Genomic DNA, 20,697 nt, shown 5'->3' on the forward strand with positions numbered 1-20,697 from the left:
GACCCGGAGCCGCCCATGCCTTCGCCCGAGATGCTGATCGCCTTTGTCGGCGCCTCCCTGGTGCTGGCCTTCATCCCCGGGCCGGACAACATCTTCGTCCTGACCCAGGCGGCCATGCGCGGCTGGAAGGTCGGGGTCAGCGTCACCCTCGGCCTCTGCACGGGGCTCCTGGTCCACACCGCCCTGGTCGCCTTCGGCTTGGCGGTGATCTTCCAGAAGTCGGCGCTCGCCTTCACCCTGCTGAAGTTCGCCGGCGCAGCCTACCTGCTCTATCTGGCCTGGGGCGCCTTCCGCGCCGGCCCGGCCTCGATCGAGGGCGAGGCGCTCAAGCCCCAGCCGTTCTGGCGCCTCTACCTGCGCGGCATCGTGATGAACGTGACCAATCCCAAGGTCGCGATCTTCTTCCTGGCCTTCCTGCCGCAGTTCATCACCCCCGCCGCCGGCCCCTTCGCGCCCCAGGTCGCGGTGCTGGGCGTGGTGTTCATCGCCTGCTCGCTGTTCGCCTTCTCGCTGATCTCGGTGATGGCCGGGGTGATCAGCGCGCGGCTGATGCGATCGGAAAAGGCCCAGATCACCATGAACCGCGTCGCCAGCCTGATCTTCGTCGGCCTGGCGGCGAAACTCGCCACCGCCCAGAGCTGAGGAGCCCACGATGTTGACCGGAAGCTGCCTCTGCGGCGCTGTCGCCTACGAGGCCGACACGCAGCTCGAGGCCATCGTCCATTGCCATTGCGAGACCTGCCGCAAGACCCACGCCGCGGCCTTCTCCAGCTTGGCCGCCGTCCCCCGCGAGCGCTTCCGCTGGACGCGGGGCGAGGAGGCCCTGGCCGCCTTCGACTCCTCGCCCGGCAAGACCCGCCGCTTCTGCTCGGCCTGCGGCTCGCATCTGGTCGCCGAGCGGGAGGGCGCTCCGATGCTGATGCTGCGGCTCGGCTGCCTCGACACCCCGGTCACGGTCGCGCGCCAGGCGCACATCTGGCGCTCGGACGGCGCCAGCTGGTACGACCCGGACGCCGCCCACCCGCAGTTCCCCGAAGGCTTTCCGAAGACCTGACGCTGCGGCGCCGATTGGCTTGGCCCGCGAAAGCTGACAGCTTCCCGAAATTGGACCGCGCGACCATTTCAGAGAGCCATTCATGCAGTTCGACGACGTCATCCTCGGCCGCCGCAGCATCCGCGGTTACAAGCCCGACCCGGTGCCGCGCAAGCTGATCGAGGAGATCATCGGCCTGGCCATGCGCGCGCCGTCCTCGATGAACACCCAGCCCTGGAACTTCTACGTCATCACCGGCGAGCCGCTCGACCGCATCCGCGCCGGCAACACCGAGCGCAACCTGGCCGGCGTGCCGCACTCGCGCGAATTCCGCACCGGCCAGCCGTTCGCCGGCACGCACCGCGACCGCCAGGTCGGGGTGGCCAAGCAGCTCTTCGCCGCCATGGGCATCGCCCGCGAGGACAAGGAGGGCCGCCAGGACTGGGTGCTGCGCGGCTTCCGCCAGTTCGACGCCCCGGTCTGCATCATCGTGACCTACGACAAGGTCCTGGACGGCAGCGACGACACCCCCTTCGACTGCGGCGCGGTCACCACCGCCCTGGTCAACGCCGCCTGGTCGCGCGGCCTGGGCGCGGTGATCAACAGCCAGGGCATCATGCAGTCCCCGGTGGTGCGCGAACACGCCGGCATCGCCGACGACCAGGTGATCATGAAGAGCGTCGCCCTCGGCTGGCCCGACGACAGCTTCCCCGCAAACGCCGTGGTGTCGGAGCGCAAGAGCGTCGAGGAAGCCGCCGTCTTCGTCGGCTTCGGGGACTAGGCCCGCCGCCCCTACCCTCCGGTCATCCCGGGATGACCGCCTCTTTTGCAGTCTGAGCGACTAGGCCGGCACGTAGGTAAGCCGCAGCACGCCCTCGCCCATCATCTCCTGCGCCGCCAGCCGCAGCGGCGGCCGCGGGCCGGTGAAGAACGGCGCGCCGCGCCCCAGCACGACGGGATGCAGATAGAGGCGGTACTCGTCGATCAGCCCAGGCAAGCTCCCCGCTAGCACCGGGCCGGAGACCGCGACCTCGCCGGAGAGCCGGCCCTTCAGCTCGGCGACCGCCGCCTCGACGCAGCCTTCGATCAGCGTGGCGTTAGGGCCGACCGACTTGAGCGTGCGCGAGGCGACCCATTTCGGCTGCGCCCGCCAAGCCCTTGCGAAGTCCCGGCGCGCATCGTCCCAGGTGGGATCGTCCTCGTCCCAGTAGCGCATGATCTCGTACATGCGCCGCCCATAGACGCTGCCCGCCAGGCCGCCCACGTGCTCGGTCCAGTGCCGGAACAGCTCCGGCCCGGTCTCCATCGCGTCGTGGTCGACATAGCCGTCCAGCGAGAGGTTCATCCCGAACACCAGCTTGGCCATGCGCAAACTCCCTCTCGAAACCCCGCACCATGCTGCCATGTTCTGGCGCCGCCCGGGGCAAGAATGCGCGCTCGCCAGGAGATGAGTTCGATGCCCCCGGACGACGCCGCCGCCATGATCGCCCGCCCCGCGCCCGAAACGCTCGATGAGATCGTGAGGGCCTGGGTCGAAGGCTGGGCGCGCTCGCGCGGAACCGCGCCCCCGAGCTCGGCCTATGGCGGCCTGCATGTCGAGGTCGGCCTGCCCGACCAGAAGGCCCGCTACGTCTTCGCCGGCCCTTCTCCGGGCGTCGCCCAGGCCTCACGCGAGATCGAGGAGCCCGACGTCTTCATCAAGGTCTGCGCGCCGCCCGAAGCCGTGCAGCCTCTGCTGGCGCAGGGCTGGGCGCTCGAACCCGTCGGCTTCCTGATGGTCGCCGACGACCTGGCCCATCCCGCGCCACGCGGCGCCGACGGTTACCGATACGAGATCGAGGTCCTGCCGCACGGCTACGTCGTCGCCGCCCACGCCGAGTGGAACGGCGAGGCCGCCGCCAGCGGCCGCGCCTTCCTGGCCGGCGCCGTCGCCGTCTTCGACCAGATCGTCACCGAGCCCGCCCACCGCCGCCGCGGCCTCGGCCGCGCCGTCATGCACGAACTGGCCCTCGCCGCCGCCCACGCCGGCGCGACCCGCGGCGCCCTGGTCGCCACCCCGGACGGCCAGGCCCTCTACAGCACGCTGGGCTGGCGGCTGGTCTCGCCGCTGACGACGGCCGTGCGTAGGAGGTTAGCATGAGGCCGCGTCAGATCACGCCTCGCCCGGCGCGACCTCCAGCGGCCAGACCTCGACCACGCCTTGCGCGACCGCGCAGGGGCTCGCCGCGGCGATCCTGATAGCGGCCGCGAGGTCGGGGGCCTCGATGAGGGCGAAGCCGGCGACCGGCAGGCCCGCCGACAGGAACGGCCCCTGTGTCACCCGAGTCCCTGCAGCGTCAGGGTTGCGCACCTGCACCGGCTTTCCGGCGATCCCCATGACGTCGCCGCGCCGCGCCCGTTCTGCGTCTGCGGCGTGAGCGGCGTCCCGCACCGCCGGAGCGGTGCGGTCGTAGCCGGCCTGGTCGCCATAGCCGATGGTGATGAACCTGGGCACGCGCCTTCAACGTCCCGCCCAGCGGCCGGTTCAGCCGATGGTCTCTTTCTCGCGCGGCGCCGAGACCCGCTGCGGCTTTGCCTGCGCCTTCGGCTTGGGCAGCAACCGGAAGCGGGTCTGGCACCAGGCGAAGTCGACGCCGACGTCGAGCAGGGCGTCGGAGCGCCCGCACGGGCACGCGAACTCCATCACCGCCAGCACGCGATAGGTCTCTCCGGCCTGCAGCGGCACGGGCCGACCCGTCACGTGGTTCGGGGCGGCGTTCACGCACAGGACCAGGTCGCCGGGGCCGACAGCGTCGCTCATGGCTCTCATCCCACTACCGTGAGCCAACACTACTCCCTGCGCGGCAGGGGGCAAAGCGCCGGCGCCGACCGCGCGCGGGGCCGCCCTGTTGCTGACCCAGTTCGATGACAACCATGCCGAGCGTCACCGGCCCGGGAAGGCGGCATGTACCGAAGCTTCGCTCTGTTCGTCCTGCTCGTTGGCGTCAGCAGCCCCGTGCAAGCCGCGCCCGGCTTCACCGACGTCTACCGGATCCGCGTCGTGTCGGGCCACTATACGGGCCTCTACGAAAGCCTCGCGCTCCGCCAGGTCTGGTCCAAGGACGGCCCGTTCTGGATGGCTGAGCGCCGCACCCGAACGACGGCCGGCGTCACCGGTCCGACCTACCGGGTCGAACGGGCCTGGATCGACGGCCGACGTTGCCCGGCCCTGGAGGGCGTCGTTCAACGCGTCGCCGCGATCCCGCCACCCTCGCCCACATCCACCTTGCCGCCGTTCCACGGCGCCCACGTGTATCTGGCCGCACAAGGACCGGATGGCGGCTATTCGATTCGATCGGACTACGAAGGGCCGGTCACAGCCTGGTGGCGCGAGGCCGGCAACGCGCTGCAGCCGTGCTGGGGACACCTCAGCACGACGGTTGACGACGATCTGCTGCCTCTGACCCTCGAGCAGGACGCCGACGAGGCGCCCTTCCGGGCCCTGGAGTCCGCCAGATAGCAGCCCGACCGGGCGTCCGCTCCCGGCCGCCGGGACTTGGCCCTACCCGCCCAGCGTCTCGGCGAACCGCACCGGCTGGCCGATGCTCGGCGCGACCAGTTCGTCGTCGCGCATCACCACCGTGCCGCGGATGATCGTCGCGGTGGGCCAGCCCTTGGCCTCGAAGCCGTCGAAGGGGGTCCAGCCGACGCGGGTGGCCATGTCCTCGTGCTTGATGACCCGGCGGGCCTTCATGTCGACCACGGTGATGTCGGCGTCGTAGCCGACCGCGAGGCGGCCCTTGTCGGCCATGCCGAACACCCGGTTCGCGCCGTGGCTGGTCAGGTCGACGAAGCGTTCCAGGCTGAGCCGGCCCTCGTTCACGTGGGTCAGCATCACCGGGACCAGGGTCTGCACCCCCGGCATGCCGGAGGGCGAGGCCGGATAGGGCCGGGCCTTCTCGTCCTTGGTGTGCGGGGCGTGGTCCGAGCCCAGCACGTCGGCGATGCCGGCGGCGATGCCGTGCCACAGACCGGCCTGGTGATAGGCGTTGCGGATCGGCGGGTTCATCTGGGCGTAGCCCTTCAGCCGCTCATAGGCCTCCGGCGCGGTCAGGGTCAGGTGCTGGGGCGTGACCTCGACGCTGGCCACGTCCTTGTGCAGGGCCAGGAACTCGATCTCCTCGCGCGTCGTCACGTGCAGCACGTGGATGCGCTTGCCCAGCGCCTTGGCGATCCGCACCAGCCTGTGCGTGCTCTCCAGGGCCGAGGCGGCGTCGCGCACCTCCTCGTGGCTGGTCCAGTCGCCGGTGCGGGCCAGCGGCCGGCGCTCGGCCAGCCGGTATTCGTCTTCCGAGTGGAAGGCGGCGCGGCGGTTCACGTGGCGCAGCACCTGCTCGATGCCCTCGTCGTCCTGGACCAGCAGGCTCCCGGTCGAGGCGCCCATGAACACCTTGATCCCGCAGCAGCCGGGCAGCCGCTCCAGCTCGCCGAGGAACTGGGCGTTCTCGTGGGTGCCGCCGACATAGAAGGCGTGGTCGGTGTGCATGCGGCCGGCCGCGCGGTGCAGCTTGTCGGCCAGGGCGTCCGGGTCGGTGGTGGTCGGCTCGGTGTTCGGCATCTCGAACACGGCGACGACGCCGCCCATCGCCGCGGCGCGCGATCCGGTCTCCAGGTCTTCCTTCCACTCCAGGCCCGGCTCGCGGAAATGGACCTGGGTGTCGATCACGCCGGGCAGCACGGTCAGTCCCTTGGCGTCGAAGACCTGGTCGGCGCTGGCTTGGCCGAGGTCGCCGATCTCGACGATCTTGCCGCCCCGCACGCCGACGTCGGCGTGTCCGCGGCCGGCATGGTTCACCACCTCGCCGCCCCGCACGATGAGGTCGAAGGTCTCGGGCATGGGATCGTCCTGACTGTCTGGAACTAAGCGGTTTCGGCGAGCAGGTCCTTGGCGGCGGCGGTCACCCAGTCCACCGGCAGGTCCATCATGTGACAGAGCGCCTGAGAAAGGTCGTGGTCAACCTCGCGGATCTCTTCCAGCCGCCGAACCCCGCGCACGACCTTGGTGTGCGGTCCCCACGGCGCATAGAGCCGCTCGTCCGACGGGCCGAACAGGCCGATGGTCGGCGCCCCGGCTGCGGCGGCCATGTGCATCAGGCCGGAATCGTTGCCGATGAACAGCCGCGCCCGCTTCAGGCAGGCGTAGCTGGCCAGCAGTTCGACCTTGCCGGCCAGGTCGATGGTCCGCTCACGCGGGACCACGCTGCGCAGGGCGCTGATCGCCTGGCCGTCGTCCGGCCCGCCCAGCAGCATCAGCCGCCCGCCGGCCATCGGCCCGCCCAGCAGCTGGATCGCCACCTGGGCGAAGCGCTCGACCGGCCAGGTCTTGCCGACCCAGTTGGCGGCCGGCGCGATGGCCAGGATCGGCCCCTTGCCCGCGGTCAGCTCGTCCGCATAGGCCTCGGTCGCCGCCGAGGTGAAGAGGTAGGGGGCCGGCGCGTCCTCGTCCTCGATCTTCAGCAGCCGCGCGGCCTCGATCACCTTGTGGATCGGCGGCCCGGAGCTGCGCTTGAACACCGCCCGCCGCTCGCGGCGAAGGAACTGGCTGATGGCCGAGCCGCGCAGGTCGACGATCAGGCCCCATTTGCGATGGCGCACTTCGCGCCACAGCTTGAACCAGTGGCCGCCGTTGCGGTCCTTCTCCATGACGATGATGCGGTCCAGCCGCGGCGTCTCGGAAAACAGCGGCGCGGCGGCCTTGCCGGCGACGATCGTGAAGCGCGCGTTGGGGATCTCGTCGAGCAGCCGCTTGATCAGCCCGGACGAGAGGACGGCGTCGCCGATCCGCGTCGCCGTGATGAACAGAATCGGGAAAGCCCCGTGCGCCATCGCCCATCTATAGGGCTCCTTCCGCTGGCGCTCCACCCGCCGAGCCCTTAACTCCTGGCGCATGACGACGCAGCCGAAGACCGCCGCCCTGACCAGCCGCGCCCTGATCGCCCTCGGCGGGGAGGACTGGCGCAGCTTCCTCCAGGGCTTGATCACCCAGGACGTCGAGACCCTGGCCCCGGGCGAGATCCGCTTCGGCGCCCTTCTCAACCCGCAGGGCCGGCTGCTCTACGACCTGTTCGTGATCGGCCGTCGGGACGGCGCCTGGCTCGACGTCGAGCGGGCCCAGCGCGACGCCCTGATCCTGCGCCTGACCATGTATCGGCTGCGGGCCAAGGTGACGATCGCGGCGGACGAGGCGCCCGTCTTCGCCGCCTGGGGCGCCGAGCCCGGCCGCGAATGGCTCCCCGACCCCCGCCTGCCCGCCCTCGGCTGGCGCGGCTACGACGTCGCCGTCACCGCCGACCAGGACGAGATCGCCTACGACGCCCACCGCCTCTCGCTCGGCGTGCCCGGCCCCGCCGACTGGGGCGTGGAGAAGACTTATCCGATCGAGGCCAATTTCGACCTGCTGCAGGGCATCGACTTCAAGAAGGGCTGCTTCGTCGGCCAGGAGACGACTTCGCGCATGAAGCGCCGCGGCCAGATCAAGAACCGCATGCTGCCCCTTGCCTTCGAGGGCGCGCCGCCGCCCGCCGGGGCCGAGCTGCTGCTGAACGGCGAGCGCCGGGCCGGCGAGGTGCTCTCTGGCCAGCCCGGCCGCGCCATCGCCCTGGTCCGCCTCGACCGCTTGGACGGCGACCTCGCCGCCGAGGGGGTCGCCGTGCGGGCGGAGACGCCGGACTGGCTGACGACCGCCTGACGCCTCCGCTATCGGCACGGCCGCGCCCAAACCTGCCGATGCCGATAGCGCCGCAAACCCCAAGCCGCGCCTGGGCTCCTGCGAGCACGCTTCGGCCCCGAGCCTGCGACATCGGGCCGAATGGCCCTCTACCGTGAGAGTTGCTGGAAGCCTGCGGGTGGAAACCTGCCGATAGAGCCGCTGTCGGCGCCGCTTGAAGCCGGACCTGCCGAAAGCCAAGACTGCGTCCCATGACCGGCGACCTGATTCGATGCGGCTGGCGCGGCATGGCCGGCGACCCGCTCTACGAGGCCTATCACGACACCGAATGGGGGGTGCCGGAGTACGACTCCCGCGCCCTGTGGGAGAAGCTCGTCCTCGACGGCTTCCAGGCGGGCCTCGCCTGGATAACCATCCTGCGCAAGCGCGACGCCTTCCGCGCCGCCTTCGACGGCTTCGATCCCGAACTGGTCGCCCGCTACGGCGAGGCCGACCGGGCCCGGCTGATGGCCGACGCCGGCATCGTCCGCTCGAACGCCAAGATCGATGCGGCCATCTCCGGCGCGCGGATCTATCTCGACATGCGCGAGAAGGGCGAGGACTTCAGCCAGTTCCTCTGGAGCTTCACCAATGGCCGGGTGATCCAGAACCAGTGGACCGAAATCGGCCAGGTCCCGGCCCAGACGCGGGTGGCCGAGGAGATGTCCAAGGCCTTGAAGGCCAAGGGATTCAAGTTCGTCGGCCCGGTGATCGTCTACGCCTTCATGCAGGCCACCGGCTTCGTCAACGACCACCTGACCTGCTGCCATCGCCACGATCAAGTCAAACGGCTGGTGCGTTGATGCCGGACATGTTGCTCGAGCAAGCCTGCCTGACCGGCCCCGTCTGCGGGGTGGACGAGGCCGGCCGCGGTCCCTGGGCTGGCCCCGTCAGCGCCGCGGCGGTGATCCTCGATCCCGCCCGCGTGCCGCAAGGCCTCAACGACTCGAAGAAGCTCAGCGCCAAGGCCCGCGACGCGCTGGAGATCGAGATCAAGCAGAGCGCCCTGGCCTGGGCCGTCGCGTTCGGCAGCGTCGAGGAGATCGCCCAGCTGAACATCCTGCACGCCACGGGCCTGGCCATGCGCCGGGCGGTCGAGGCGTTGAATCCCAGCCCGGCCTTCGCCCTGGTGGACGGCAACTACAAGTTCAAATTACCTTGTGAAATCAAGACTGTGGTCAAGGGCGACGCAATCAGCGCCTCGATCGCCGCGGCCTCGATCCTGGCCAAGGTCGCCCGCGACCGGCTGATGATCGAGATGGACGGCCTCTACCCCGGCTACGGCTTCGCCGGCCACAAGGGCTACCACGCCCAGACCCATGTCGAGGCCCTGCGCACCTTGGGCCCCTGCCCCATCCACCGCCAGGGATGGGAGCCGGTGCGCCTGGCCCTGGCCGGCCAGGATCCGGGGCGGATTGACCAACTGAATCAAGATTGACCGCCAGCCCGTGCGGCGCGACGCGGGGGCATGGACAAGGCGCTATCCTCCACGCTTCGCCTCCAGGGTCAGGCCTGCCTGGCGCTCGGCTCGCCCTTCCACGCCAGGCTGCTGGAACTGGCCGCAGAGGACCTGGACGCCGGCGGCCCGACCGCCGGACTGCTCGCGCCCTGGAACGGTCAGGACCTGCGCGGGCTGATGGCGGCGGCCGTTCCGCTGCGATTGCTCGGCGGCTTGCATGACCTGGTGCTGAGCGGCGACGACCCCGCCCTCGCCCGCGCCTATCCCCAGCCCGGCAAGGCTTTCGACGCCGAGTCCGCCTGGCCCGAGGCCCGCCGCGCGATGGCCGGGCGCGCCGACCGCCTCTCCGCCTTCATGGAGCACGAGCCCCAGACGAACGAGGTCCGCCGCTCGGCCTGCCTGCTGGGCGGCTTCCTCACCCTGGCGAAGGAAACGGGTCTGCCGCTGCGCTGCTTCGAGATCGCCGCCAGCGCCGGGCTCAATCTCTCCTGGGACCGCTATCGCTACGATCTTTCAGGCTTGCCCTGGGGTCCGGAAAGCCCGGTGCTGCTGCCGTCGGACTGGTCCGGCGCCCTGCCCCCGCTGGACGCTCCGGTGCGCGTCGTTCATCGCCAGGCCTGCGACCGCCGCCCCGTGGACCTCCGAGATCCCGTCCAGCGCCGACGCCTGCTGGCCTATGTCTGGCCTGACCAGTTCGACCGGCTGGAGCGAATTCGCGCGGCGATCGGCGTCGCGTTGATGCAGGACGTAGCCGTCGAGGCGGCCGACGGGGTCGACTGGACAGCGCAGTCGGTCCGCCCGGAGCCGGGCGCGGCGACGGTGATCTACCACTCGGTGTTCTGGCAATACATGCCTGCCGAGAGTCAGGCCGCGCTGCACCAAGCCATTGAATACATTGGCGCCTCCGCCACTCTGGACGCGCCGCTCGCCTGGCTGCGCATGGAGCCGCCGCCCGAAAACATGGCGATCATGGAGGTGCGGCTTACGATGTGGCCCGGTGGAGAAGAGCGCGTCCTGGCCGTCGTTCACGCCCACGGCGCTTCGGCGAACTGGCTGGGTTAACCAAGATCAACGGCCGTTAACCACGTTCGGTAAAACCCTCTTCACCACGATGACTCAGGATTCTGACTCCGGACATCGAGGTGAGTTATGGGCGTTCAGGCCGACACGATCATCCAAGGCGACTGCATCGAGCAGCTGAAGAAGCTGCCCGACAAGTGCGTCGACCTGGTCTTCGCCGACCCCCCTTATAATCTCCAGCTCGGTGGCGACCTGTTGCGTCCCGACAACTCCAAGGTCGACGCCGTCGACGACCATTGGGACCAGTTCGAGAGCTTCGCGGCCTACGACAAGTTCACCCGCGAATGGCTGGCCGAGTGCCGCCGCGTCTTGAAGGACGACGGCGCGCTCTGGGTGATCGGCAGCTATCACAACATCTTCCGGGTCGGCGTCGCCCTGCAGGACCTGGGGTTCTGGCTGCTGAACGACATCGTCTGGCGCAAGACCAACCCCATGCCGAACTTCAAGGGCACCCGGTTCACCAACGCCCACGAGACCCTGATCTGGGCCGCCAAGGGCCGCGGCGCGCGCAAGTACACCTTCAACTACGACGCCATGAAGATGGCCAACGACGACGTCCAGATGCGCTCGGACTGGACCTTCCCGCTCTGCACCGGCGAGGAGCGCCTTAAGGACGAGACCGGCGCCAAGGCCCATCCGACCCAGAAGCCCGAAGCCCTGCTGCATCGCGTGATCTTGTCGTCGACCAAGCCCGGCGACATCATCCTGGACCCGTTCTTCGGCACCGGCACCACCGGCGCGGCCGCCAAGCGCCTGGGCCGCCGCTACATCGGGCTGGAGCAGGACGAGAAGTACGTCGCCCTGGCCAAGGACCGCATCAGCAAGATCGTCCCCATCGCGCCCGGCGACCTGGAGGTCACCGGCTCGAAGAAGTCCGAACCGCGCGTGCCGTTCGGACAGGTGCTGGAAGCGGGCCTGCTCAGCCCGGGCGACGCGCTCTACTGCCCCAAGGGCGAGCGGATGGCCCGCGTGCGCGCCGACGGCAGCCTGGTCGTGGGCGAACTGTCGGGCTCGATCCACAAGGTCGGCGCCATGGTGCAGTCCGCTCCCGCCTGCAACGGCTGGACCTATTGGCACTTCAAGTCCGACAAGGGCCTGGCGCCGATCGACGTGCTGCGCGCGAAGATCCGCTCGGCCATGCCGCACGCCTGAGGCTGCTCAGAGCAGATTGCTCAGCCCCGTTCGCACGGCCTTGAGGAACACGCTCGGCAGGGCCTCCAGCCCGGCGGGTGGCGTCCAGATCACACCGTCGGCGTCGCCTTCGGCCCGCAGCAGGCGCAGGGTAAGGCTGAAGTGGGTGAAGACGTGCTCGACTTCTCCTACCGCGCGCCAGTCGGCTGAGGCCGGGGCCCCCGCCAAGGCTTCGGCATCGCTCCAGGCCCCCGCGCGCCAGTCGCTGGTCGGCAGGGCCAGCATGCCGCCCAGCAGGCCCTTGGGCGGGCGACGCACCAACGCCACCTCGTTCCCGCGGGTCAGGATGTAGGCGACGCCGTGGCGACGCGGCCGCGCGGCCTTGGGCGTCTTGCGCGGATAGGTCTCGGGCGCGCCCTCGGCGAACGCCGCGCAGCCCTCGGCGATCGGGCAGCGGTCGCAGAGCGGCGCCTTGGGCCGGCAGACCGTGGCCCCCAGGTCCATCAGCGCCTGAGCCCAGTCGCCAGGGCGCGCGTCGCGAACCAATGAGCCGGCCAGGGCCTTGAGCTCGGCCTTGCCCTCCGGCAGCGGCGCCTGCACGGCGAACAGGCGCGACATCACCCGTTCGACGTTGCCGTCGACGACGTTGGTCGGCAGGTCGAAGGTGATCGCCCCGACCGCTGCGGCCGTGTAGGGCCCCAGGCCCGGCAGGCTCCGCAGCCCTTCCTCGGTGTCGGGAAACACGCCGCCGTGGTCCTTGGCGACGGCGCGCGCGCAGGCCAGCAGATTGCGCGCGCGGGCATAATAGCCAAGGCCCGCCCAGGCGGCCATCACCTCCTCGTCCGCCTCGGCCGCCAGGTCCGACACGGTCGGCCAGCGCTGAGTGAACTTGAGGAAGTAAGGGGCGGCGTGAGGGACGGTGGTCTGCTGGAGCATCACCTCGGACAGCCAGACCCGATAGGGATCGGCGCGCACCCCTGCGGCATGGTCGGCCGGCCCGATCCGCCAGGGCAGGTCGCGGGCGTTCGCATCGTACCAGGCCAGCAGGCGGGCGCGCAGGATCTCGGGGTTCACAGGTTCCTGGCTACCCGATCCTCGCCTCGACCGGGAGCCCTGTTGTAGGATGGCGGCGAATGCGACGCCCGCTCCCCACCCCTGCCGAAGCCGCCGCGATCCTGGCGCGCAAGCGGACCCAGCCCCAGCGGCGTCCGCCGCCCCCGGCCGGGCGCGGGCTGAACAAGCTGCTCAAGGAACTCGACGCCAAGTACGGCCAGGGTCCGGGCGCGCTGCAGGCGCGCTGGCGCGAGATTGTCGGCGTCGACATCGCCAAACGCACCGAGCCGGTGAAACTCTCCAAGCCGCGCGGCGGCGGTCCGGGCGCGCTGGAGATCCGCGTCGCCGGCGCCTCCGCCGCCCTGATCCAGCACCAGGCGCCGGAGATCGTGGCTCGGGTGAACCTGTTCCTCGGCGAGGGATCGGTGAACAAGCTGCGTATCGTCCAGGGGCCCCTGCGCGGCCTGGCGGCCGAGGCCAGGCCCCAGCCGCGCCGCGCCGCGCCCCTGGACGCCGCTCAGGAGGCTGAGTTGAACCGTAGCCTGGACGAGGTCCCTGAAAGCCCTCTGAAAGCCGCATTGCTCCGCTTGGGTCGCGGCGTCTTGCGGCGCCGGGCCGGTTGACTTTCAACAGGCGCCCACGTTCCTGCCGCCGGGAATCGCGCTTTAATCTTTCATTCGGAATTCCGCAGAGGTGCAAATGCCGAACTTCAACCGTCGTCTTCTCGTCGCCGCGGCTCTGGGCGCGCTCGCCCTGGCCGGCTGCTCCAAGGGAGGCGGCGCCGGCGCCCCCGACACCGCCGACATGACGCTGGGCGATCCGAACGCCAAGGTGAAGATGGTCGAGTACGCCTCGGTGACCTGCGTCCATTGCGGCAAGTTCAACAACGAGGTCTTCCCCGAGTTCAAGAAAAAGTACATCGACACCGGCAAGGTCCACTACACCTTCAAGGAGTTCCTGACCGCTCCGGCCGAGGTCGCCGCCGCCGGCTTCCTGACCGCGCGCTGCGCCGGCAAGGACAAGTACTTCAACGTCGTCGACGCCCTGTTCCACGCCCAGGAAGAGATGTTCACCAGCGGCGACATGCGCGGCGTGCTGCTGCGCACCGCGCAGTCGGCGGGCATGACCGAAGAGAAGTTCAACGCCTGCATCACCGACGAGGCCGCGCTGAAAGCTCTGAACGAGCGTGTCGAGAAGGCGGTCAAGACCGACAAGATCACCTCGACCCCGACCTTCATCATCAACGGCAAGAAGATCAAGGAAGGCGAGATCACCATGTCCGAGCTCGACGCCGCGGTCGCCGAAGCCTCGAAGTAAGTCGATGACTGGTCCGACCCGCCGCATCGCCGTCGCGTCCCTCGGGGCCCTCGCGCTGGCGTGCGGGTCTGCCGTCGCCGCCCCGCTGGACGGCGACATGTCGCTGGGCGATCCCAAGGCCAAGGTGCAGGTGATCGAGTACGCCTCGGTCACCTGCAGCCATTGTGCGGCCTTCAACCGCGACGTCTTCCCTGCCTTCAAGAAGAAGTACGTCGATACCGGCAAGGTGCATTACATCCTGCGCGAGGTGCCCACGCCGCCGGCCCAGGTCGCCGCCGCCGGCTTCCTGACCGCGCGCTGCGCCGGCAAGGACAAGTACTTCACCGTCGTCGATGCGATGTTCCGCGAGCTGCCCGTCTGGGCCGAAAGCGGCGACGCCCTGGCCTCGGTGGTCCGCGCGGGCGCGGCCGGCGGCCTCAGCGAGGCGCAGGTCAAGGCCTGCATCAGCGACCAGCAAGGCCTGGACGCCATGCGCGAGCGGGTCTCCAAGAGCCTCAAGGACGCGAATATCGAGGGCACGCCCACCTTCGTCGTCAACGGCACGACCGTGAAGGTCGGCGAGATGACCCTGGCCGAGCTCGACGCGGCCATAGCCCAAGCCTCCAAGCGGTAGGAGGCGCCCCCGGCCCGTGCATTTCCAGAGGCTCAGACTTTCCGGCTTCAAGTCCTTCGTCGATCCGACGGAATTTCGGATCGAGCCCGGAGTCACGGGCATCGTGGGACCGAACGGCTGCGGCAAGTCGAACCTGCTGGAAGCCCTGCGCTGGGTGATGGGGGCCAATTCCGCCAAGGCGATGCGCGCCGGCGGCATGGACGACGTGATCTTTGCGGGCTCCGGCAACCGCGCCTCGCGCAACCACGCCGAAGTCACACTGACCATCGACAACAGCGACCGTCGCGCCCCGCCAGCCTTCAACGACACCCCCGTGCTGGAGGTCGTGCGGCGGATCGATAAGGGCGCGGGCTCGACCTACAGGATCAACGGCCGCGAGGTGCGCGCCCGCGACGTGCAACTGCTGTTCGCCGACGCCTCGACCGGCTCCAATTCGCCGGCGCTTGTGCGCCAGGGGCAGATCTCGGAACTGATCGCCGCCAAGCCGCAGAACCGCCGCCTGATCCTGGAAGAGGCCGCCGGGGTCTCGGGCCTGCATTCGCGCCGGCACGAGGCCGAGTTGCGGCTGCGCGCGGCCGAAACCAACCTCTCCCGCCTGGACGACGTGGCCGGCGAGTTGGAGAGCGCGCTGAACCGCCTGCGTCGCGAGGCCCGCGCAGCCGAGCGCTACAAGCGCCTGTCGGCGGAGATCCGCGCCCTGCAAAGCGCGGTGCTGTTCGCCCGCTGGTCCGAGGCCCGCGACGCGGCCGTGCGCCTGCGCGAGGAAGCCTCCGCCGCGGCGTCCGCCGTCGAGACCCACACCCGCGAAGCCGCCGCGGCTACGACTCGCGCGGCCCAGGCGGAGGAGGCGATCAAGCCGCTGCGCGAGGCCGAGACCATCGCTGCGGCGATCCTGCACCGCCTCGCCATCGACAAGGACCGGCTGGAACGCGAGGGCGAGGCCCTGGCCGCCGAGATCGAACGACTGACGGCGGATCTCACCCGCATCGACGGCGACCGGGCCCGCGAGACCCAGATCGCCCACGACGCCGAGGCGGCGCTGGCGCGGATGGCGGACGACCTGGCGGCGCTGGAGGCCGCCATCGCTGCGGCGCCGGAGCGGACGCCCGAACTGGAAGCGGCCGCCCAGGCGGCCGAGGAAGCCCGCGTCGCCGCCGACAAGGCGGTAGAGGAGCTGGCCGCCCAGGCCGCCGCCGACGAGGCCCGTCGGCGGGCTGGCGCAGCGCGGGTCGACGAGGCCCGGACGCGCGTCGCCCGCACCCGCGGCGCCCTCGAGCGGACCAAAGGCGAACGCGCCCAGCTCGGCCCTGCGGTGACGCCGCAGATCGAAGCCGCGCGCGCAGAGCTCGAACGGGCCCAGGCCCACCTCGCCACCCTGCGCGCGGCGCTGGAGGCCGCCGAGGAGGAGCGCGCCAGGGCCGCCCCCGACGAGGCCGAGGCTCGCGAGGCCTCGCGCAAGCAGGACGAACATCTGGGGCGCCTGACCGCCGAAGCCCGGGCCCTGGCCCAGATCGTCGCGCAGCAGCGACGGGCCGGCTTCGCCCCCGCGCTCGATTCGGTCTCCCCTGCCCGCGGCTATGAGCGCGCCGTCGCCGCCGCCCTGGGCGACGATCTGGACGCCGCCCTCGATCCCAAGGCCCCGGCCCACTGGGGCGGACGCGAAGCCCCGCCCGCGACCTGGCCGCAGGGCGTCGAACCGCTCGCACCCAAGGTCAAGGCGCCGGACGCCCTGGCCGCGCGGCTGGCCTATATCGGCGTGGTGGCCCGCGAGGACGGCGAGCGGCTCTGCAAGCAGCTGCCGCCCGGGGCGCGGATCGTCTCGAAGGAGGGCGACCTCTGGCGCTGGGACGGCTTCGTCGCCCGCGCCGACGCGCCCAAGCCCGCCGCCATCCGCATGGAGCAGAAGACCCGGCTGGCCGAGGTCGAGACCGAGATCGAGGCCGTCTCACCCCGCGCCGCGGCGGCCAAGGAAGCCCTGGCCGCGGCCAGCGCCCGCGTCCGCGCGACGGAAGACGCCGCCCGCGCCGCGCGGCGCGAGCCGCCGGCCGCCGAGCAGAAGGTCTCCATCGCCCGAACCAACCTCGAAAAGCTCGACCGCGAAGCCGCCCGCCGCGAGGCCCAGGCCCAGTCGCTGGACGACATGATCGGACGCTACGAGGCTGAGTTAGGCGAGGCCGAGCAGATCTTGGCCACGGCAATCGCCGAGACCGCCGGCCAAGGCGAAGGCGGCGACGTCGCCGAACGCCTGGCGCAGGCCCGCGCCGCCGCGGGGCCGGCGCGCGAGGCCGCCGCCGCCGCCCGCTCCGCTCTCGAGACGGAAATCCGCGAGCGCGACGGCCGCGCCCGCCGCTACGAGAACCTCAAGCGCGACACCGACGACTGGACCCGCCGAGGCAAGGCCGCCGCCCGCCGGCTGGAAGACCTGGCTGAAGGCCGTGCCAAGGTGCAGGCCAATCTCGACAAGGCCCGCGAGGCGCCGGCCTCGCACCAGGACCGATTGGGCCTGCTGCTGGACGAACTGGCCCAGGCCGAGGCCCGTCGCGCCCAGTCGTCCGACGCCCTGGCCCAGGCCGAGACCGCCCGAACAGAAGCCGACCGCGCCCTGCGCGCCGCCGAGGGCGCGGCCGGCGAGGCCCGCGAGCTGCGCGCCGCCCTGGCCGCGAAGCTGGAAGCGGCGATCGAGCGCCTGACCGAGATCACCACCCAGATCCGCGAGACCGCACGCGTCGAGCCCGAGCAGCTCGGCCGCAGCCTGGCCGACGAGGCGGTGGCGATCCCGACCGACGCCGGCGGCATGGAGGCCCACCTCTACAATCTCGAGCGCCAACGCGATGCGATCGGTGCGGTGAACCTGCGCGCCGAGGAAGAGGCGTCGGAGACTTCCGCGCGACTTGAGACCATGATGAGCGAGCGCGCCGACCTGACCGGCGCCATCGCCCGCCTGCGCCAGGGGATCGACGAGCTGAACGGCGAGGGCCGCGAGCGGCTGCTGGCCGCGTTCGACGTCATCAACGAGCACTTCAAGGCGCTGTTCCAGGCTCTGTTCCAGGGCGGCCAGGCCGAACTGCGGCTGGTCGAATCGGACGATCCGCTGGAGGCGGGCCTGGAGATCTACGCCTGCCCGCCGGGCAAGCGGATGGCGACCATGAGCCTGATGAGCGGCGGCGAGCAGGCCCTGACCGCCTGCGCGCTGATCTTCGGGGTGTTCCTGGCCCAGCCGGCGCCGATCTGCGTGCTGGACGAGGTCGACGCGCCGCTCGACGACGCCAATGTGGACCGCTACTGCAACCTGCTCGACGAGATGCGCCGCCGCACCGAGACCCGGTTCATCACGATCACCCACAACCCCGTGACCATGGCGCGGATGGACCGCCTGTTCGGCGTGACCATGGCCGAGCGCGGGGTCTCGCAACTGGTCTCGGTCGACCTGCGGCAGGCCGAGGCGATGGCCGCGCAATAGGCCCAGGTTCCGCAACGGAATCTTCACCCCGGCCGCGACCCGCCTTCGCCGAACAGGCGCCACGGGCGGCGGACGAGTTGTCGCGACGGCGAAAAACTCAACAAATACAGACCGCTAAATCACATAACCCCAGCCTTGACGCACCGCACCCACGCCTATAGGTTCCGCGCGACTTGAAGCCCCGGCCGCGGCGGGCGACGTCGTGGTTCCAACAGGCCTCCCGACGCATGCCGCATCCGGAAAATTCGCGCGACGAGGCCATCAGGCGCCTCGACGAACGGGCCGCCGCGCTGGAACAGCGCACGACCCCGACGGTGCAGGATTACGGCTCCAAGGCCGCCGGCTACGGCTATCGCCTCATTGGCGTGCTGATAGGCGGGGTCTTCGTGGGCCTGGGCTTCGGAGCCGGGGCGGACGTCGTCTTCAAGACGGCGCCTTGGGGGATGATCACCGGAGTCCTGGTGGGCTTCGGCGTTTCGATTTGGATGGCCGTTCGTTCGGCCCAGCGCATGACCGCCGAAGCGGCGAGGGAGTGGGGTCCTGCCAAGGACCTCCCCCCCGACGACGAGGAAGATTGAGGGAGTTCGAGGCGGCATGGCCGACCCGATGCATCAGTTCGAGATCCAGAAAGTCGTGGATCTCCCTTCGTTCACCCTGCCGGGCGTCGGCGCGATCGACATGTCGATCACCAACTCGACCGTCGCCATGCTGGCGGCCGCGACCTTGGTGGTCCTGTTCTTCGCGGTGACCACCGCCAAGGCCGCGGTGGTTCCGGGCCGGCTGCAGGTCATCGGCGAGGGCGTCTTCAGCTATATCGACGACCTGGTGGTCGGGATCATCGGCCACGAAGGGCGCAAGTTCTTCCCCTACATCTTCACCCTGTTCATGTTCATCCTGGCGATGAACATGCTGGGCCTGTTCCTGGTGTTCACCGCGACCTCGCAACTGGCGGTCACCGCCTCGCTGGCCGTGATGACCATCCTGATCGTCATCATCTACGGCGTGATGCGCAACGGCGCGAACATGTACAAGCTGTTCGTCCCGTCCGGCGTGCCGTGGTACATGCTGATCCTCGTCACCCCGATCGAGATCCTGTCCTTCCTGCTGCGCCCGGTCACCCTGGCCCTGCGTCTGTTCGGCAACATGCTGGGCGGCCACGTGGCGCTGAAGGTCTTCGCCGGCTTCGTCGTCTCGCTGGGCGCGCTGGCCGCGACCGGCGGCGTCGCCACCCTGGGCTATGTCGCTGCTGCCCTGTCGCTGGGCGGCGTCGTGGCCCTGACGGCCCTGGAGTTCCTGGTGGCCTTCCTGCAAGCCTTCGTCTTCGCGGTTCTGGCCTGCGTCTACCTCAACGACGTGGTCAACCTCGGCCATCACCACTGATCGGCCGCCGACACCTCAACAACCACTTCAACTTTCAAACGGGACTGAAAACTATGGACGCTGAAGCCGCTAAGTACATCGGCGCTGGCCTGGCCACCCTCGGCATGATCGGCGCCGGCGTCGGCGTGGGCACGATCTTCGGCCACTTCCTGGCGGGCGCCACGCGCAATCCGTCGGCCGCTGGCGGCCAGTTCACCAACCTCATCCTCGGCGCGGCTCTGACCGAAGCTCTGGGCATCCTGGCCTTCGTGCTCGGCCTGCTCATCCTGTTCTCCTAAAGCCAGATCCGCAGGTCCCGAGGGGCGCGCCGTCACCGTCGCGCCCTGACCTGCGTTTATAAGGACGCCTAAGCCTTATGGCCGCCGAGACCACACCAAACGCCGAGGCCGTCGGCGCCGAGCACGGGGCTCACGCCCCCGCCGGTACGACGGAAGTCGCCGCCGCCCACGGCGGCGAAGCGAGCGGCGGTCTGCCCCAGTTCCGGATGGAATACTGGGGCGGTCAGATCGTCTGGCTCTTCCTCATCTTCGCCGTCCTCTACATCCTGCTGGCCAAGGTCTTCGTGCCGCGGCTGCGCAAGATTCAGGACACCCGCGCAGCGACCATCGCCGAAGCGGTGACCCAGGCCCGCAGCGTTCAGGCCGAAGCCGAGGCGCAAGCCAAGGCCGCTCAGGCCGAGATCGACGACGCCCGCGCCCGCGCGCGCGGCCTCGCCGTCGAAGCCAAGGCCAAGGCCGCCGCCGAACTGGCCGCCAGCCAGAAGGCCGAGGACGCCCGTCTTCAAGCCCAGATGGACGAAGCCGAGGCCCGCATCCGCGGCCTGCGCGATCAAGCCATGACCAACGTCCGCGGCATCGCCGGCGAGACGGCCCAGGCCATGGTCGAAAAGCTGACCGGTCAGAAGGTGACCGCCGCTGAGATCGACGCGGCGCTCGCCGCCCAGGGAGCCGCCTGATGGAGATGTTCGCTGAAGCCGAAACATGGGTGGGCGTCGGCCTGCTCATCTTCCTCGGCATCGTCATCTTCGTGGCCAAGGCCCCGAAGGCGATCAACGGCGCGCTGGACGCCAAGACGGCCAAGATCCAGGCCGACCTGGACGAGGCCGCCCGCATCCGCGAGGAAGCCCAACGCCTGCTGGCCCAGCTCAAGGCCGAGCGCGCTGAAGCCGAAGCCCAGGCCAAGGACATGCTGGCCGCGGCCCAGGACGAAGCTCGCCGCTACGAAGCCGAGGCCAAGGCCAAGCTGGAAGAGAGCCTGGCTCGCCGCCAGCAGCTCGCCGAACGCAAGATCGCCAACGCCGAAGCGCAAGCCACGGCCGAGGTGAAGGCCGCCGCCGCCGATCTGGCGGCCCAGGCCGCCGAAGTGGTGCTGACCCAGCGCCTCTCTGGCGTGAAGACCGACCAGTTGGTCGATCGCGCGATCGACC

25 protein-coding genes are annotated in these 20,697 nt (G+C 70.2%); 19 read left to right on the forward strand and 6 right to left on the reverse strand.

What is annotated here, in order from left to right; translation table 11 throughout:
* Positions 1-15: 15 nt before the first annotated feature.
* The 3 genes from ACE3T2_RS12015 (at position 16) to ACE3T2_RS12025 (ending at position 1,814) form a co-directional block, all read left to right on the forward strand.
* On the forward strand, positions 16-642 hold the full coding sequence (locus ACE3T2_RS12015) for a LysE family translocator (protein ID WP_374657604.1): 627 nt from the start codon (positions 16-18) through the stop codon (positions 640-642).
* Positions 643-652: 10 nt separating this feature from the next.
* Positions 653-1,054, forward strand: a complete 402-nt coding sequence (locus ACE3T2_RS12020; RefSeq protein WP_374657606.1) for a GFA family protein — start codon at positions 653-655, stop codon at positions 1,052-1,054.
* A gap of 82 nt (positions 1,055-1,136) precedes the next feature.
* Positions 1,137-1,814 (forward strand): nitroreductase, encoded by a 678-nt coding sequence (locus tag ACE3T2_RS12025; RefSeq protein WP_374657608.1) that lies wholly within the window; start codon positions 1,137-1,139, stop codon positions 1,812-1,814.
* 60 nt (positions 1,815-1,874) lie between these two features.
* Here ACE3T2_RS12025 and ACE3T2_RS12030 read toward each other — a convergent pair whose 3' ends face one another.
* Complete coding sequence (locus ACE3T2_RS12030; RefSeq protein ID WP_374657610.1) at positions 1,875-2,399, reverse strand: dihydrofolate reductase family protein; 525 nt, start codon at positions 2,397-2,399, stop codon at positions 1,875-1,877.
* 90 nt (positions 2,400-2,489) lie between these two features.
* Between ACE3T2_RS12030 and ACE3T2_RS12035 the strand changes: the two genes are divergently transcribed.
* Positions 2,490-3,173: a GNAT family N-acetyltransferase gene (locus tag ACE3T2_RS12035; RefSeq protein ID WP_374657612.1), complete on the forward strand. Its 684-nt coding sequence runs from the start codon at positions 2,490-2,492 to the stop codon at positions 3,171-3,173.
* A 12-nt stretch (positions 3,174-3,185) separates the two neighbouring features.
* On the opposite strand, the gene ACE3T2_RS12040 is transcribed toward ACE3T2_RS12035, so the two are convergent.
* Both ACE3T2_RS12040 and ACE3T2_RS12045 read right to left on the reverse strand, forming a co-directional pair.
* Positions 3,186-3,527, reverse strand: coding sequence for a YciI family protein (locus ACE3T2_RS12040; RefSeq protein ID WP_374657614.1), 342 nt, complete (start codon positions 3,525-3,527; stop codon positions 3,186-3,188).
* A 30-nt stretch (positions 3,528-3,557) separates the two neighbouring features.
* Positions 3,558-3,833: a hypothetical protein gene (locus ACE3T2_RS12045; RefSeq protein WP_374657616.1), complete on the reverse strand. Its 276-nt coding sequence runs from the start codon at positions 3,831-3,833 to the stop codon at positions 3,558-3,560.
* Between the two features lie 144 nt (positions 3,834-3,977).
* Between ACE3T2_RS12045 and ACE3T2_RS12050 the strand changes: the two genes are divergently transcribed.
* Positions 3,978-4,532: a hypothetical protein gene (locus ACE3T2_RS12050; protein WP_374657618.1), complete on the forward strand. Its 555-nt coding sequence runs from the start codon at positions 3,978-3,980 to the stop codon at positions 4,530-4,532.
* Between the two features lie 42 nt (positions 4,533-4,574).
* Here the strand turns inward: ACE3T2_RS12050 and ACE3T2_RS12055 are convergent, their stop codons facing one another.
* On the reverse strand, positions 4,575-5,909 hold the full coding sequence (locus tag ACE3T2_RS12055) for a dihydroorotase (RefSeq protein ID WP_374657620.1): 1,335 nt from the start codon (positions 5,907-5,909) through the stop codon (positions 4,575-4,577).
* Positions 5,910-5,932: 23 nt separating this feature from the next.
* The gene (locus ACE3T2_RS12060) at positions 5,933-6,898 is read right to left on the reverse strand and encodes a glycosyltransferase family 9 protein (protein WP_374657622.1); all 966 of its coding nucleotides are present in this window, start codon (positions 6,896-6,898) and stop codon (positions 5,933-5,935) included.
* Positions 6,899-6,959: 61 nt separating this feature from the next.
* Between ACE3T2_RS12060 and ACE3T2_RS12065 the strand changes: the two genes are divergently transcribed.
* From ACE3T2_RS12065 to ACE3T2_RS12085, 5 genes are all read left to right on the forward strand, one after another.
* Positions 6,960-7,760, forward strand: a complete 801-nt coding sequence (locus tag ACE3T2_RS12065) for a folate-binding protein YgfZ (protein WP_374657624.1) — start codon at positions 6,960-6,962, stop codon at positions 7,758-7,760.
* A gap of 230 nt (positions 7,761-7,990) precedes the next feature.
* Positions 7,991-8,581, forward strand: coding sequence for a DNA-3-methyladenine glycosylase I (locus ACE3T2_RS12070; protein ID WP_374657626.1), 591 nt, complete (start codon positions 7,991-7,993; stop codon positions 8,579-8,581).
* Positions 8,581-9,216, forward strand: a complete 636-nt coding sequence (locus ACE3T2_RS12075) for a ribonuclease HII (protein ID WP_374657628.1) — start codon at positions 8,581-8,583, stop codon at positions 9,214-9,216. Before ACE3T2_RS12070 ends, ACE3T2_RS12075 begins: the two co-directional genes overlap by 1 nt.
* 30 nt (positions 9,217-9,246) lie before the next feature.
* The gene (locus tag ACE3T2_RS12080) at positions 9,247-10,299 is read left to right on the forward strand and encodes a DUF2332 domain-containing protein (protein ID WP_374657630.1); all 1,053 of its coding nucleotides are present in this window, start codon (positions 9,247-9,249) and stop codon (positions 10,297-10,299) included.
* Positions 10,300-10,386: 87 nt separating this feature from the next.
* Positions 10,387-11,469 carry a site-specific DNA-methyltransferase gene (locus tag ACE3T2_RS12085; RefSeq protein ID WP_374657632.1) on the forward strand — a complete coding sequence of 361 codons (1,083 nt, stop codon included), beginning with the start codon at positions 10,387-10,389 and terminating at the stop codon, positions 11,467-11,469.
* 6 nt (positions 11,470-11,475) lie between these two features.
* Here the strand turns inward: ACE3T2_RS12085 and mutY are convergent, their stop codons facing one another.
* Positions 11,476-12,522, reverse strand: a complete 1,047-nt coding sequence (gene mutY, locus ACE3T2_RS12090) for an A/G-specific adenine glycosylase (protein WP_374657634.1) — start codon at positions 12,520-12,522, stop codon at positions 11,476-11,478.
* Between the two features lie 59 nt (positions 12,523-12,581).
* On the opposite strand from mutY, the gene ACE3T2_RS12095 reads away from it, so the two are divergent.
* The 9 genes from ACE3T2_RS12095 to ACE3T2_RS12135 all read left to right on the forward strand — a co-directional run.
* On the forward strand, positions 12,582-13,124 hold the full coding sequence (locus ACE3T2_RS12095; protein WP_374657636.1) for a DUF721 domain-containing protein: 543 nt from the start codon (positions 12,582-12,584) through the stop codon (positions 13,122-13,124).
* A gap of 76 nt (positions 13,125-13,200) precedes the next feature.
* Positions 13,201-13,818, forward strand: coding sequence for a DsbA family protein (locus ACE3T2_RS12100; protein WP_374657638.1), 618 nt, complete (start codon positions 13,201-13,203; stop codon positions 13,816-13,818).
* A gap of 4 nt (positions 13,819-13,822) precedes the next feature.
* Entirely contained in the window at positions 13,823-14,431 is a 609-nt protein-coding gene (locus tag ACE3T2_RS12105) for a DsbA family protein (protein WP_374657640.1), read from the forward strand.
* Positions 14,432-14,447: 16 nt separating this feature from the next.
* Positions 14,448-17,891 carry an AAA family ATPase gene (locus tag ACE3T2_RS12110; protein ID WP_374657642.1) on the forward strand — a complete coding sequence of 1,148 codons (3,444 nt, stop codon included), beginning with the start codon at positions 14,448-14,450 and terminating at the stop codon, positions 17,889-17,891.
* 227 nt (positions 17,892-18,118) lie between these two features.
* Entirely contained in the window at positions 18,119-18,469 is a 351-nt protein-coding gene (locus ACE3T2_RS12115) for a F0F1 ATP synthase assembly protein I (RefSeq protein ID WP_374657644.1), read from the forward strand.
* A gap of 16 nt (positions 18,470-18,485) precedes the next feature.
* Positions 18,486-19,271 carry a F0F1 ATP synthase subunit A gene (locus ACE3T2_RS12120; RefSeq protein WP_374657646.1) on the forward strand — a complete coding sequence of 262 codons (786 nt, stop codon included), beginning with the start codon at positions 18,486-18,488 and terminating at the stop codon, positions 19,269-19,271.
* Positions 19,272-19,324: 53 nt separating this feature from the next.
* Positions 19,325-19,549, forward strand: coding sequence for a F0F1 ATP synthase subunit C (locus ACE3T2_RS12125; RefSeq protein ID WP_056016592.1), 225 nt, complete (start codon positions 19,325-19,327; stop codon positions 19,547-19,549).
* Between the two features lie 77 nt (positions 19,550-19,626).
* A complete protein-coding gene (locus ACE3T2_RS12130; protein WP_374657648.1) occupies positions 19,627-20,226 on the forward strand; it encodes a hypothetical protein in 600 nt (199 codons plus the stop codon).
* Positions 20,226-20,697: F0F1 ATP synthase subunit B (locus ACE3T2_RS12135; protein ID WP_374657650.1), on the forward strand; the 472-nt coding region annotated here is incomplete at its 3' end. The genes ACE3T2_RS12130 and ACE3T2_RS12135, both read left to right, overlap by 1 nt.

It is taken from the genome of Phenylobacterium sp. (assembly GCF_041919955.1).
GTDB lineage: Bacteria > Pseudomonadota > Alphaproteobacteria > Caulobacterales > Caulobacteraceae > Phenylobacterium.

Coding starts and splice junctions, on each gene's coding strand:
- ACE3T2_RS12015 (WP_374657604.1), top strand. CDS start 16: ATGCCTTCGCCCGAGATGCTGATCGCCTTTGTCGGCGCCTCCCTGGTG.
- ACE3T2_RS12020 (WP_374657606.1), top strand. CDS start 653: ATGTTGACCGGAAGCTGCCTCTGCGGCGCTGTCGCCTACGAGGCCGAC.
- ACE3T2_RS12025 (WP_374657608.1), top strand. CDS start 1,137: ATGCAGTTCGACGACGTCATCCTCGGCCGCCGCAGCATCCGCGGTTAC.
- ACE3T2_RS12030 (WP_374657610.1), bottom strand. CDS start 2,399: ATGGCCAAGCTGGTGTTCGGGATGAACCTCTCGCTGGACGGCTATGTC.
- ACE3T2_RS12035 (WP_374657612.1), top strand. CDS start 2,490: ATGCCCCCGGACGACGCCGCCGCCATGATCGCCCGCCCCGCGCCCGAA.
- ACE3T2_RS12045 (WP_374657616.1), bottom strand. CDS start 3,833: ATGAGCGACGCTGTCGGCCCCGGCGACCTGGTCCTGTGCGTGAACGCC.
- ACE3T2_RS12050 (WP_374657618.1), top strand. CDS start 3,978: ATGTACCGAAGCTTCGCTCTGTTCGTCCTGCTCGTTGGCGTCAGCAGC.
- ACE3T2_RS12055 (WP_374657620.1), bottom strand. CDS start 5,909: ATGCCCGAGACCTTCGACCTCATCGTGCGGGGCGGCGAGGTGGTGAAC.
- ACE3T2_RS12060 (WP_374657622.1), bottom strand. CDS start 6,898: ATGGCGCACGGGGCTTTCCCGATTCTGTTCATCACGGCGACGCGGATC.
- ACE3T2_RS12065 (WP_374657624.1), top strand. CDS start 6,960: ATGACGACGCAGCCGAAGACCGCCGCCCTGACCAGCCGCGCCCTGATC.
- ACE3T2_RS12070 (WP_374657626.1), top strand. CDS start 7,991: ATGACCGGCGACCTGATTCGATGCGGCTGGCGCGGCATGGCCGGCGAC.
- ACE3T2_RS12075 (WP_374657628.1), top strand. CDS start 8,581: ATGCCGGACATGTTGCTCGAGCAAGCCTGCCTGACCGGCCCCGTCTGC.
- ACE3T2_RS12080 (WP_374657630.1), top strand. CDS start 9,247: ATGGACAAGGCGCTATCCTCCACGCTTCGCCTCCAGGGTCAGGCCTGC.
- ACE3T2_RS12085 (WP_374657632.1), top strand. CDS start 10,387: ATGGGCGTTCAGGCCGACACGATCATCCAAGGCGACTGCATCGAGCAG.
- ACE3T2_RS12095 (WP_374657636.1), top strand. CDS start 12,582: ATGCGACGCCCGCTCCCCACCCCTGCCGAAGCCGCCGCGATCCTGGCG.
- ACE3T2_RS12100 (WP_374657638.1), top strand. CDS start 13,201: ATGCCGAACTTCAACCGTCGTCTTCTCGTCGCCGCGGCTCTGGGCGCG.
- ACE3T2_RS12105 (WP_374657640.1), top strand. CDS start 13,823: ATGACTGGTCCGACCCGCCGCATCGCCGTCGCGTCCCTCGGGGCCCTC.
- ACE3T2_RS12115 (WP_374657644.1), top strand. CDS start 18,119: ATGCCGCATCCGGAAAATTCGCGCGACGAGGCCATCAGGCGCCTCGAC.
- ACE3T2_RS12120 (WP_374657646.1), top strand. CDS start 18,486: ATGGCCGACCCGATGCATCAGTTCGAGATCCAGAAAGTCGTGGATCTC.
- ACE3T2_RS12125 (WP_056016592.1), top strand. CDS start 19,325: ATGGACGCTGAAGCCGCTAAGTACATCGGCGCTGGCCTGGCCACCCTC.
- ACE3T2_RS12130 (WP_374657648.1), top strand. CDS start 19,627: ATGGCCGCCGAGACCACACCAAACGCCGAGGCCGTCGGCGCCGAGCAC.